The organism is Mesorhizobium salmacidum (SeqCode) (assembly GCF_037179605.1).
Taxonomy (GTDB): domain Bacteria; phylum Pseudomonadota; class Alphaproteobacteria; order Rhizobiales; family Rhizobiaceae; genus Mesorhizobium; species Mesorhizobium salmacidum.
In genome coordinates this window covers 37,028-48,895 of sequence record NZ_JAPYKS010000029.1, presented here as the reverse complement: position 1 = coordinate 48,895, position 11,868 = coordinate 37,028, and the positions used below count along the sequence as shown (strand labels likewise).

At 59.7% G+C, this 11,868-nt stretch carries 10 protein-coding genes; 1 reads left to right on the top strand and 9 read right to left on the bottom strand.

The window, feature by feature from the left end:
• Positions 1 to 396: 396 nt before the first annotated feature.
• The 4 genes from O7A60_RS27610 to O7A60_RS27590 form a co-directional block, all read right to left on the bottom strand.
• Complete coding sequence (locus tag O7A60_RS27610; protein WP_337108884.1) at positions 397 to 603, bottom strand: hypothetical protein; 207 nt, start codon at positions 601 to 603, stop codon at positions 397 to 399.
• Positions 604 to 1,284: 681 nt separating this feature from the next.
• Positions 1,285 to 1,719 (bottom strand): ion channel, encoded by a 435-nt coding sequence (locus tag O7A60_RS27605; protein ID WP_337108883.1) that lies wholly within the window; start codon positions 1,717 to 1,719, stop codon positions 1,285 to 1,287.
• Between the two features lie 1,444 nt (positions 1,720 to 3,163).
• Complete coding sequence (locus O7A60_RS27595) at positions 3,164 to 3,685, bottom strand: YciE/YciF ferroxidase family protein (RefSeq protein WP_337108882.1); 522 nt, start codon at positions 3,683 to 3,685, stop codon at positions 3,164 to 3,166.
• A gap of 988 nt (positions 3,686 to 4,673) precedes the next feature.
• Positions 4,674 to 4,877: a hypothetical protein gene (locus O7A60_RS27590; protein WP_337108881.1), complete on the bottom strand. Its 204-nt coding sequence runs from the start codon at positions 4,875 to 4,877 to the stop codon at positions 4,674 to 4,676.
• A gap of 1,589 nt (positions 4,878 to 6,466) precedes the next feature.
• On the opposite strand from O7A60_RS27590, the gene O7A60_RS27585 reads away from it, so the two are divergent.
• The gene (locus O7A60_RS27585; RefSeq protein ID WP_337108880.1) at positions 6,467 to 6,991 is read left to right on the top strand and encodes an EF-hand domain-containing protein; all 525 of its coding nucleotides are present in this window, start codon (positions 6,467 to 6,469) and stop codon (positions 6,989 to 6,991) included.
• Between the two features lie 234 nt (positions 6,992 to 7,225).
• On the opposite strand, the gene O7A60_RS27580 is transcribed toward O7A60_RS27585, so the two are convergent.
• The 5 genes from O7A60_RS27580 to O7A60_RS27560 are packed head-to-tail and all read right to left on the bottom strand — an operon-like array spanning position 7,226 to position 11,817.
• Positions 7,226 to 8,110, bottom strand: coding sequence for a dihydrodipicolinate synthase family protein (locus tag O7A60_RS27580; protein ID WP_337108879.1), 885 nt, complete (start codon positions 8,108 to 8,110; stop codon positions 7,226 to 7,228).
• A gap of 5 nt (positions 8,111 to 8,115) precedes the next feature.
• Positions 8,116 to 9,009 carry a shikimate dehydrogenase family protein gene (locus O7A60_RS27575; protein ID WP_337108878.1) on the bottom strand — a complete coding sequence of 298 codons (894 nt, stop codon included), beginning with the start codon at positions 9,007 to 9,009 and terminating at the stop codon, positions 8,116 to 8,118.
• Positions 9,006 to 10,301, bottom strand: coding sequence for a TRAP transporter large permease (locus tag O7A60_RS27570; RefSeq protein ID WP_337108877.1), 1,296 nt, complete (start codon positions 10,299 to 10,301; stop codon positions 9,006 to 9,008). The genes O7A60_RS27575 and O7A60_RS27570 overlap by 4 nt, the downstream gene beginning before the upstream one ends.
• Positions 10,298 to 10,795: a TRAP transporter small permease gene (locus tag O7A60_RS27565; protein WP_337108876.1), complete on the bottom strand. Its 498-nt coding sequence runs from the start codon at positions 10,793 to 10,795 to the stop codon at positions 10,298 to 10,300. Before O7A60_RS27565 ends, O7A60_RS27570 begins: the two co-directional genes overlap by 4 nt.
• Positions 10,796 to 10,809: 14 nt before the next feature.
• Positions 10,810 to 11,817, bottom strand: coding sequence for a sialic acid TRAP transporter substrate-binding protein SiaP (locus tag O7A60_RS27560; RefSeq protein ID WP_337108875.1), 1,008 nt, complete (start codon positions 11,815 to 11,817; stop codon positions 10,810 to 10,812).
• Positions 11,818 to 11,868 lie beyond the last annotated feature (51 nt).

Below are 11,868 nucleotides of genomic sequence, written 5' to 3'. Positions count from 1 at the left end.
TCGCCAGTCATGCCAAGAGGAGTTTGCCGATGCGAGTAAGTCGTCATTGGCCAGATTGAGGCGGGCGCTCTGTTTTTGGGGTGATCCGGGTAGCAGGCCATCAAAGAACCCAAAAGTGGCGCATCTGCTGGGTCAATCCCTCCGCAACGAACGCTGTGGCCATTCGTTGACCTATGCTGGTTGATCCCAGCACAGTCCAGATCCTCCCGCGTCCGAAAGGTGGCGGGCTTTTTTGCAATGCTCGGGAAGGCCTGATCGAATACAAGTTCGGGCAAACGCAGCGCTCTCCCCATGTCCCTTCGCGCTGTTGGCCAAGGGCCAAACTTGGTCGGCCCGGCTTTTCTGCCGAGGGGCGCGGGCTTCCATTTGCAGGCTGGACTCGCTGCGGCGCGCTGCTCAAACCGAGTACGGCGGCTGGCGATCCTGATCATAGATCGAGCTTGCCAGCTCGTCTAGGAGGCTGAGGCCCTTGCTTGGCTGACCTGAAATAGCCATGTCCTGATCTCTTGCGGCTTTGACGAAGGCCTCGAACGCGATGGATTGCCGGCAAGTACCCGCCTGGGCCTCTTCGAGCAAACGCGATGCCTGTCGATAGGAATGCATTTCCTTGTTCTTCCAGCCCCATTCATTGCCGCTCTGGCTTCGGACACCGACGAGATGGCCCTCGTTTTAAAGTTCACAAACGTAATCTGCACAGGTAGGAAAGCAGTCAAGGTCAACCCTCTATCACGGTCACAAGTCTTGCAAACTTCACAGACTTGGATTGGTTGCAGCCGCCACGAAATTTTTTTGAAAGGGCTCTTGAGGCGGGTCGTTCGTATGCAGGCTCGGCGATGAAGCCCCCGGCTGGCCGACCAGGAGGCGACATGCTGAGTAGCTCCGCGGTGGGGTCGACCCGCTGAAGCTGAAGTTCGACTGCAACCGGTGCAAACCGGAAGTGAAGATCACGCTCCTCGAGGTCTATCCCGAGCATCTTCCCAAGCGCCTGATGATCCACAAGCCCAAGGCGTATCAGGGAGGCTGTCGCAGACTCCTGGTCAGCCAGACCCTGGAACTCCGCGAACTGCTCCGGCCTGGATCAGGTCCGTCGCGGATATTCACATGCGATCAGTGCGGTCAAAGGTACGGCTCTCTTAGGGCGAGAAGCTTGAGATTTTCAGACTTGGGGCGCTCCTTTGCCCGATGGCCGGCCTGGGAACGAGAGGCCGGAACATCGGCATGCCTTCTGTGGTCGGTGTCTCTATCGTAGACCTCACATCCAAGACAGGCCGGCGATCTCCGGCTCTACCTCCTCTTCCAAAAATTCTCCATAGAGAGGTAGGTGAACGAGGCTGTCCAGCTTAACAGTCCGGTGAGCGCTTCTGAAGAGGCAATCAGTCGCATCGGACCCTCGGCCCTGACATCACCGACTCCCAGCGTTGTATAGTTTGTGATGGAGAAATACAGGAAGTCGATCCAGCCATCGGAGATTTTTCCGACGATTCCGCCTAACAGGCCGTAGCTATGGAGGCCCCAGAAGACGAAACCGTAGAGCGTAATCTCGACGGTATGCGCGGCAAGCGCTCCAAAAATAACGATCAGCAATCGTCCTCGGCTCGGAAATCCGCCGATCTCGGTTGACCGGGCCGAGCTCGCGACCATTTTGAAAGCCTCGTAGTGGACGAGAACGCACGCGATTGCCAGAACGAGCGATACGAGACTGACTGCGATGACGTTCATTATGGATGCACCGTGTGAGGAAGGCTTCTGTTGATCGCGCAAATCGGTGCCTGTGTGAAGGTCTGGTTTCCTGCGGTACGGCTGATTGGCTCGTCCGGCTCGCCCCCACGCCGCGGACAAACTCTTCGACCGCCCGGCCTGATAATGTCCTCATCTACCATGCGAACGAGCTTCACAACTGGAGGGATAGAGGACCTCGCAAACTGGTCTCCGCGCCGATGCAGAACACAGCCTGGAGGTTGGGATACCGCCGAAGGTTCGCTGGCATATCCCATGTCACGATGAGCCGATGTCGTGTTCATCGATGGCGCGGTTACCAGCCTGACAACAGCGGCATCGCTGGTGACGGGAATACCTAGGTTCACCGTCACGCGGTTTCCCCATATCTCCCTGTGACGCGTCCATCTTCTCTTGTGTTAATTTAGCTATCGCTGAAGTTGAAGGGGAGACTGAACAATGTCTACTTCACGTCATGCATTGCTTTCCATCCTGGATGCAAGTGTCGCCTACGTCGCCCTTAATGGCAATCGGTGAGTGGTGAGTGGTGAGGATTCGATGACCCCTTCGCAAACGTCGCAATTCAAAACGACCGGACGCCCCGGTTGTCCGGGGCAATTGCCAACCCGCGAAGCCGTTTGATGCAGGACCGTCGATTCGCGGCATCCTCGTCTTGGACGGAACAATTACACTCCTGCACCGGTACGCGTCCAAGTTCGCATTGGGTTATGGATTCGAACCTTGCATATTCGCAAAAACCCACTGCAACCATTAGTCTCTGCTAACGTTGCAGGCCAACTGACCAGGCGCCCTGTCACTGAAGGGCAAGGTGGAGGGGTTATTGTGGGGATCGATCGTAACGGCAGATATCCCTTCTCCGGACTGCAAAGTACCCTTTCGGTAGCACATCGGCGCACCGCGTTGCCGACCGTCGCGACGGTCGTAGTGACCGTAGCCGCTCTGTATTTCGGGCGCGAGGTTTTCCTGCCGATAGCGATTGCCCTACTGTTGACCTTCGCACTCGCCCCGATGGTTTCCTCGCTAAAACGGGCCGGCATGCCCCGGGTCGCGGCTGTCGTATTGAGCGTGCTTGGCGCCTTCGCAGCGCTGGCTCTGTTCAGCTTCATTTCGCCTCGCAGGTCAACGAATTGGCGCAGAATGGCGCACAAAGGTTGGCCCACATGTTCGTGGACCATCGCTTCCTTGCAGCGGGCCCGCGACTTCAACCAGAAGATCGCGGCCGTCACTGCCTCGCGGCCTTCACGGTGGCCTTGCGAAAGAGGTTCTCGGCAAAGGGTTTCGCGAACATAGAAAAGACTGCGCGCTGACCGTTCTTCGCACAACATTTGCGGTTGGTAACCCAGAAAACCGCGGCCTCGGTCGGGAGACTGAGGCCGCATCGCCAGTTGGCCTTTTTGGCACGCGAACCGAGCGTATGCGAGGCGTCTCAGGCGGCCGCCTGCAAGGCCCGCTCGTTCGCACCGCTTTCGCCGAGCTTAGTTAGGGTCTCATCGGTGGCGGATTCTTCCTTGAGAGTCTGGCGCAGCAAGGGCAGGGCATCTTTCAGGCCCAGTTGCTCCGCCCACGCAATCAGCGTGCCGTAGCGCGCTATTTCATAGTGCTCGACCGACTGGGCGGCCGCCACGAGGCCCGCGTCGAGTGCCGGCTCGTTCTTGTATTCCTCGAGGATTTCCGAACCTTCTTCGATGATGCCGTCGATCGCGGGACACGTCTTGCCCCGGGCCTGCTTGCCTAGCATTTCAAAAACTTGCTCGAGCCGGTCGATCTGACCTTCCGTCTCGGTGCGATGCTTTTCGAAGGCTGCGCTCACCTCTTCCGATTGCGCCGCTTTGGCCATCTTCGGCAGCGTCTTTAGAATTTTCTTTTCCGCATAGTAGATGTCTTTCAGGCCACCCACGAACAGGCTTTCCAGGCCGTTCGCAGCGCCGGACGAACTGTTCTTCACCATCAATGTCTCTCCTTCGGTTGGCTTGCTGTTCCAAACAGAACGGCGTTCGCCCATTGTTCAAAGCTAGCGAAATTCGAGGATCGCGTTTCGACTTCCCCGAACAACCAGAACCGACAGAGTCAAGCGACGTTCCCGGCGAAATATTTTGTGATCTTCATATTCGACAACCCAAAGCTGGAAAGCGGTTCTCGTCTACGGCCACCAGAACGGCCCGTTAGATCGTCCATCGGGACGTTCCCGAGACCAGGTGCGGCTCAAGCTTGTTGCTCCCAAGCCCATAGAGTTCAGCCAGGCTGACGACTTCCCGCTGTGTTCGACGGACGCCTGGAGGGACCGAATGGTGCGCCCGCCTCTCTGACTTTTCCCCTCGTCATGCGCGCAAGCACACAAGTGAACGCCGCTCTGAGCGGCTATCTGCCCGGTTGCCGCGCGGCTCTCAGGGTGCCAGACCGCCAAGACGCTTGTCCCTACTCGTCAGGAACGATTTTTTCCTGCTAGCTTGCCAAGGGGACACCCCGGGGCGGATACAGGAGCGAGACACCCTCATGGATCGGTATCGCGCAACGCAACGTAAACCGCTTCAAGGCTTTGAAGAAACGGGTGATTCAGGGCCCATTGGACCAGGAACAACAGAAGCTCGACAAACTAGACCTGCAGGACATTCAAGGGAAACGCGTCTCCCGAGCGTGAGAGCTTTGGCAGAGACTTTCAGTGACGCTCGGACCGGAATAATCGCGGCTTCGGGCGCCCCTCCTCAACCCGATCGCGCCAATGCGTGGGGTTGGATATCGACTGGCACCCCGCTGAGGCCATGCCTCCATCCAAATTCGGCCCGCTCACACGGGAAAAACCAGCGAGTGCGCGCCTTCTCGGTCCAGAACTGCGAGTTCCAGCATCTTGGAAAACGGCGCGCTGACAATCGGCTCCCACATACTGGCCAGCATACGTAAAAGTTGATCTCAATCAGTTTTGCGTGGCAAGCTAACGGCTATGGCTCTGATACGGGTGTGACGCCAGCGGCCAGGCTCTCCTCTTCGAGGACATCTGTCACATCACCGACGCTCGCTTCCGCATCGGGGTGAGCCTTCGCAAGTTCCTGTGCCTTGGATTTCAGGTCAAACGAAAATTGTCGCCGCTTCTTTGCCGCTGCTACCGCGTCTGCAATCTCCACGGCCAATGTGAGTGCCGGCATTAGCTTTCTCCCAAGTACCCCAGCGTCTACCCCAAATATGGCAGACATTCGACCAACGCCCTCCGTCGAACGAGGGACCGTCCCTAAGATACAGGGGCGCTCCAGCCCCTGCTGCATCAGCGGAGAGGAGGATGTCCGAGCACTGGGCACGGAAGCAGGGCCGCCCCACGCAGCCCTTGAGGGCAAGGACGGCGGCTGATCCTCGCTGAGAGAGCTGCTTGAGAGCGTTTGCACCGCAGCGCATGCCGGGACGGCCCGTTGAGGCATGAGCTGAAATAGCTTTCAAGCCCGATACGAGCTTTGGTCAAAGGAACCGTCGATCGTCCTGGGAGTTGAACGATGGGAATCGACTATCGCCAAGCCTTGCTAGGCCGTCGCGGAGGATGGAGCATGAGTTTCTTCGGTAAGTACTTCGCAGGCTTGTTCAGCCGGAAATCATCGCCGGCGAAGGCCAGCGGCGACATGCGAAAGGCGACCGGCGCTGGTCCGGCTATGGCCGCGCATTCGAAAGACGCCAAGACGTCAGCCGCAAGTGGCCAAAACCAGAACTCAGCGAGGAAAGGCAATGACAGACGACAAGAGTGAAGCGCGATTTTCACGATCGCGGCCGCGTGTCGGCGGAGGAGGATAACGAAGCCGAATATTTCGCCCAGAAGGCCGGCATCACTCCCCAACGGTAAGGGATCTCATTGCCAGACACGGGAACGACCGCGCCACGGGCTAGGGGCGAAGGCGCTCAGGGGCCGGTGACATATAATGGCTGTTTACCAGATAGAAGAGCTCTACAGGGACGTGTCCTCTCGTACCGTCGCGGGAGGCGATCCTATGAAGGCCGCCGAAATGGTCGCAGGTCGAAAGGTCTCGCCACGGGCCCTGCAGGACCATTGGTTCCGCGTCGTTGATGAAAACGAGGCGGCGGTGGGCGGTGTATGAGTATAGCTTGGCCGACACCGGTGGCGAGCGGTCGGGTTAACAACTTCTTCAACTTGAGCCTGCCTACGTCTGGTAGTCCACGAGGGCGGCCCTTCCTGGGAGGAGACGGATCTCTACGCCGTCTGACTTGCATGGCGTCGGCATGACGGACCGAGACACAGGGCATTCGCGGACGAAAGACAGCACCGAGCTCGCGAGAATGTTCGCGATATATTAGAGCATCCATTTGGGGCCGAAAACTGACAGTCCGCTCGCGCGGAATTGTTGGGGACTAAAAGACGTTGCCCATACGTGGCCGCGCTATCTTACCCTCCGTCTATTTCGTGCCACCAGCTATCATGGCTGAGGCGATGATCGAATGTCGCTACCCCATTTGCTGGCGGTCGCGGGCCTATGAATCCAGCGGAAGGTGGACCTGAACGTTGCAGACGGCGCCTTCTTCCTGAAGCCTCCCAATGTGTGCGGCCATCCACTGTTTTCGGTACACGGCCGCACTCTTTGTCGTTTGTCCCCAAAAATAGAAGCCCCAAAAAGCTTGTGAGCAGGCGTGCCGCTTTCTCCGAAGCGGTCTTTTGCGCGTCGCGAGGAACTATAAACGGAGCAGCAGGTTTGGTTGAGATGCCGGCACCGGTCCGAACATCCGAAAGGAGAGCAAGATGACGGGAGCAATAAAAGCGACGGCAATCGCCGGGGCCCTTGCCGTATGCGCATTGCCAGCATTGGCCCAGTCCAGCGGAACGCCGGTGCCCGCTGTCAAAGCAGAGGATCATGGCCCCGAACGGCCGTCCGACGGCACAGGACAGCCCCAGGATTCGATGAGGACAATGATGCGCCAGATGATGAACGAGATGATGCAGGAAAGGTCGCACGCAGATGGGCGCTCCCAGCCAGACCGTGAAAGTGGCGACCGCGGAAGCCGGGGCTACAGAATGGGACCGCGTGAACGAGACCGGATGGCCGAAGGTGGCGGCCGCACGGGAGCCAGAATGATGCATGGCGCAGCGATGCGAATGATGTTTGCCATCGTGGATGCCGACGGCGATGGATCGGTCTCACAGAGCGAAATCGAGGACTTTGTAGACCGCATATTCAATGCGGTAGACGAAAACGGCGACGGCCGCGTCGACATGGAGGAAATCCAATCCTTCTTCCATGGATACGGCAATCGGGAGGCGGATTGATCTTGGGCGTCGGCCGGTTAACACTCGGTCAGCCAAGTCTGAACAGCCCGACGAGTTCACGCCTGAGTGGATCCTTGCTACCTCAGGTGCGCTGCAATCCGCACATTCTATATAAGCGCTGAAGTTGCACGTATGATTTCCTCCGCGTTGTTGTTCACGGGACTTCTCCAGGATAAGCGCCGACGGATGCCGTAGAGGGAGGGTCATCGTTGGCGTTTCGCCAGATGGCTCTTCCTAAACCATCGCTGCTATTTCCATGCAGGCCTGCAGGTCGCTTGTTTCTTCGAGTGCCTCGAGTGGAGCGCGAACGCGCAACCATACGGCGTCACCGGTTCGTTGGGCCAGAACCGCCTTGACCGCTGGCACGACGGGCAGCTTCAGGAGCTTGCCAAGCAAGTGATCGATCAAGGGATCGTCCTCACCGCGCACGAGTTTCGCCAGCAGCGCCGGCGCGAAATTGGCCACCCCGCTGATCGCCCCGCTGGCGCCTTGCCTGACCGCTCTCGCCAGATGGCCTTCATGGCCTACGAGTATGGCGAGGTCGCGATGCTCGGCAAGCAGCGCCACTGTCTGCTCCCAGTCGCCGCTGGAGTCCTTGACGCCGGCGATGGCCTGCGGAAAGGCGACGCGCAGGCGCGCGACCAGTTTCGGGCCGATACGGACACCGGTAAGGCCCGGGATGTTGTAGAGGATGACGTCGCGGGCGGCCACGCCGGAGCGCTCCAGCACCTCACTGATCCAGCGATAGATGCCTTCCTCCGTTGGCTGCTTGAAATAGAAGGGGGGCGTCAGCAGGATGCCGCCGCAACCAGCCTCAAGCGATCGCCGGACGTGGTCGCCTGCGTCCTCGGACGACGGCCCGTAGACACATTCGATCAGGCTGCCGGCGTCGATGCCGGCCGCGGCCGTTCTCTCGTAGAGGGTCGCGCGGACCGAGGCCGAAATTGATATGCCTTCGCCGGTCGTGCCGAAGGCGGTTACCACCCGCATACCTTGCCCCAGCAAGTGTCCAGCGTGTGCGACGAAGCGGGGCCAGTCGATTGCGCCACTTTGCTCAAACGGTGTTGTCAGCGCCGCGCTGAGGCCGATCTTCTTGCGCATGTGATGGTCTTCGGACACAGGTATTATCCTTGATCAATTGGCGGGATTTCGAGGAGCATTCGGCGCAACGATCCAAGATCGGCTGGCGTCCGCCCGGTGAAGATACGGAAGGCTTCGACACCTTGGTGAAAGAACAGCTCGAAACCGCTGAGAACCTTGATGCCCGCCGCCTCCGCCTGCTGTTTGAACTGCGTGTCGACCGGCGTGTAGACGGCGTCGAATGCCCAGCGCAGCTCCCGCAGCAATTCCAGCCGCGCCGGAGAGCCCGGATGTCCGTGCATGCCGAGCGGCGTGCAATTGACGATGCCTCCCGCGCCGTCCATCGCCGGACCGACGTCGACGCCGGAGGACGTTGCGACAGCGCCCTTCGAGGCGGTCGCGATCGCGGCGGCTAGTGACCGCGCTTTGCCGGCATCTCTGTCGATGATGGTCAGGCCATCAGCCCCGAGGGCCAGTAGTCCGAAGGCCACGGCCTTGCCGACTCCTCCGGCTCCGATCAGGACGACCTTGCCCGGCGCCATGTCGTCGAAGACTGCGCGATAGGCGGCGACGAAACCCGTATGGTCGGTGTTGTAGCCCCGCGCGCAATGCGGGTCGAACACCACTGTGTTGACCGAACCGATGCGTCTGATCAGGTCGTCGTGTATGCACAGCCTGGAGACCACCATCTCCTTGTATGGATAGGTAACATTGATGCCGCGAAGACCGGCGTCGCGGCAGGCGTCGAACACGGCGTCGAAGTCCTTACCCATCTCGCGCGGGATGAAGAGGTCATAGCTGACGTCCAGGCTGCTGAGGCGGCCGGCGAGACGATGCAGGTCCGGCGAACGCGAGCGCTTTATGTTGTCGCCGATCAACCCAAGCCTGACCGGGTCGGTGAGGCCGGCACTTCGGCGATCGTGCGGAGCCGTGCTCATCCCTGGTATCCGAACTGCCTCGGCAACCACAGCACGATTTCCGGAAACAGCATCATTAGCAGTAGCGCAAAGACCAGCACGCCGATGAATAGCCAGATCTCGCTGATGATTTCGCGCAGCGGAATGCGCGTCGTCGCATTGATGACGAACAGCACGACCCCATAGGGTGGCGTAATCAGCCCGATCATGGTGTTGACCACCACCACGACGCCGAAATGCACAAGGTCGATCCCGAGCAGCCGGCAGGTCGGAATGAACAGCGGTACGATGACCAGTATGATCGTCGAAGCGTCGAGCAGACAACCAAGCAGCAGCAGCAGCACGTTGACTATGAACATGAAAGCGAGTGGGGATATGTGCAGTCCCTGCAGCGAGGCTGCCATGTGGGCCGGAATGTTTTCGCTGGCGACGATGTAATTGAAGATCAGGGCGCCGCCGATGACCAGGCCAACGGCAGCGGACGAGCGTGCGCTTTCTGAAAGGATGCCATAAAGCTTCCGCCAGCTCAGCGCACGATAAAACACGCCGGCCAGTACCAGCGCATAGGCGGCCGCGACGGCTGCCGCTTCGGTCGGCGTCGTCGCGCCGCCATAGATGCCGTAGAGCAGGATGACCGGCATAAGCAGCGCCGGAAATGCATTGAGAGTCACCTTCGGCAAGGCTCGCAGAGGCACGGCTTCCTCGACCGCGAAATCGCGCTTGCGGGCGACCCACGCGTTGAGGCCCATCAGCACCGCGCCCATCAGCAGCCCAGGCAGAATGCCGCCGAGGAACAGGAAACCGATCGAGGCATCCGAAACCAGCGCGTACATCACCATCGGGATCGACGGCGGGATGATCGGCCCAATCGTCGAAGCGGCGGCGGTGATGGCGGCGGCGTAGCCGCGCGGATAGCGGCCGTCCCTGGTCATCATCTCGATGATGATCTTGCCGAGGCCGGCCGCATCAGCAACTGCCGAACCCGACATGCCGGAAAAGATCAGATTGGCGACGACATTGACATGCCCGAGTCCGCCGCGCAGGCGCCCTACGATCGCCACGCAGAAGGCCAGCAGCCGCTCGCTGATCGTGCCAGCGTTCATGATGTTGGCGGCGACGATGAATAGCGGTACGGCCAAGATGATGAAGCCGTCATAGAGCCCCTGGATGATCTGCTCGGCGGCAAGCCCCAGGTCCTGACCTTTGACTGCAAGATAGACGATCGCCGCCACGATCATGGAATAGGCGACTGGCGTGCCAATCCCAGCGAGGACGAACAGCGCCAGCAGGCAAAGAGAGAAAGCGGCGGTCACAGCGGCGTCGCTTCGTCATGCGGCTCGGGCGCGCCGCCGCGGGCAAGTTGCCATAGGCGCAGCGCGTAGCGCACGATCACGGCAACGGCGAACAGCCCATAGACGCTGAACACGACGTCGAGCCGGATGCGCAGCGTGGCACTTTTTTTGATCTTGTAGAAGGCGAGGTAGTCGTATGTTGCCGGCAACGCCGCCAAGAAACCAGCGACAATCGCCGCCGCCGAGATCAGCGCGAAAACGCGCTGGGTCCGGCGGCTGGCAATCAGGTAGAACAGGTCGAACGTGACGTGGTCGCGCTCGGTGAGCACGAATGCCGAACTCCAGAACACCAGCCACAGCCAGGTCGTCAGGCACACTTCCAGTGTCCATCCGAGCGGATCGTTGATCACGTAGCGCGTGAATATCTGCAGGATGAAGGCGATGAACATGGCGGCGAGAAGCGCCACCGCCACGTTATCGGCCCGCGCCTGCAACCAGCGGATGGTTGCGGACATCGGTCTTTCCCGGCTCAGAGGGCGTTGATCTTGTCGACCATGCCTTCCGGCCAGTCCTTGGCGAAGTCGGAGTCCAGATAGGCCTTCTGCACATGTTTGCGGAAGGCGTCGACGTCGGGTGCGTAGACTTTCAAACCCTTGTCCTTGAAGAACTGCTCGAGTTCCGATTCCAGCTTCAGCTGCTTTTGCCGTCCGGACTCGGCTGCATCGTCAGCCGCCTTCTGCACCGCCGCCTGCTGATCGGGTGCAAGCCCGTCCCAGACCTTTTTCGAAAAGGCGAGGTAGTTCAGATCCACGAGGTGACTGGTCAGGCAAATCTGCTTGGTGACCTCATAGAATTTGGAGTCCTTGTCGGACGGCAGCGGATTGTCCTGGCCGTCGATCGCGCCGGTCTGAAGGGCTGTGTAGATTTCGGTAAACGCCACTGGCACCGGATTGGCGCCGAGCGCCTTGCCAAGAAACTGCCAGGCATCGGTACCGGGCATTCTGAGCTTGACGCCGGCCAAATCGTCCGGGGTCTTGATTTCCTTGTCGATGCGGAGGTTCAATTGGCGGCGGCCGAGATACATCACCGTCAAGAGCTTGACGCCGAGCTCATTTTCCACCTTCTTTTTCATCGGCCCCATGAAGTCAGCCGCGAAAACCTTCTTCTGATGTTCGGCGTCGCGATGAAGATAGCCAGCGGTAAAAATACCCCATTCGGGATAGAGCGATGCCAATTCCTGCGCCGAGGTGATCGACATTTCGAGGTTGCCGCGCGCAATTGCTTCCAGCTCGGTGCCTTGCTTGAACAGTTCGGCGTTCCAGTGCGGCTCAAACGTGGCGAAGGCGCTGACTGAGGGGGCGAACACACTGGTCAGCGCCACCGCACGCTGGTCGCCCGGTGTCGCCGGTGACGATAGCCTCAGTGTGATCTTGTCCTGCGCCAGGGCGCGGTTGACGCGTGAGGCGTACATGGCACCGGCTACGGCGAAAGCGGTTGTGCGGAGAAACCTGCGGCGATCGATCGTGATAGTGGTCATGCTTTTCCTCCCTGAATTGCATGTCGGGCGACGTCACGCCCAGTCCTCACG

What these genes read in the sequence shown, in the direction of transcription:
- O7A60_RS27610 (WP_337108884.1), bottom strand. Translation starts at nt 603, where the DNA reads ATGCATTCCTATCGACAGGCATCGCGTTTGCTCGAAGAGGCCCAGGCG.
- O7A60_RS27605 (WP_337108883.1), bottom strand. Translation starts at nt 1,719, where the DNA reads ATGAACGTCATCGCAGTCAGTCTCGTATCGCTCGTTCTGGCAATCGCG.
- O7A60_RS27595 (WP_337108882.1), bottom strand. Translation starts at nt 3,685, where the DNA reads ATGGTGAAGAACAGTTCGTCCGGCGCTGCGAACGGCCTGGAAAGCCTG.
- O7A60_RS27590 (WP_337108881.1), bottom strand. Translation starts at nt 4,877, where the DNA reads ATGCCGGCACTCACATTGGCCGTGGAGATTGCAGACGCGGTAGCAGCG.
- O7A60_RS27585 (WP_337108880.1), top strand. Translation starts at nt 6,467, where the DNA reads ATGACGGGAGCAATAAAAGCGACGGCAATCGCCGGGGCCCTTGCCGTA.
- O7A60_RS27575 (WP_337108878.1), bottom strand. Translation starts at nt 9,009, where the DNA reads ATGAGCACGGCTCCGCACGATCGCCGAAGTGCCGGCCTCACCGACCCG.
- O7A60_RS27565 (WP_337108876.1), bottom strand. Translation starts at nt 10,795, where the DNA reads ATGTCCGCAACCATCCGCTGGTTGCAGGCGCGGGCCGATAACGTGGCG.
- O7A60_RS27560 (WP_337108875.1), bottom strand. Translation starts at nt 11,817, where the DNA reads ATGACCACTATCACGATCGATCGCCGCAGGTTTCTCCGCACAACCGCT.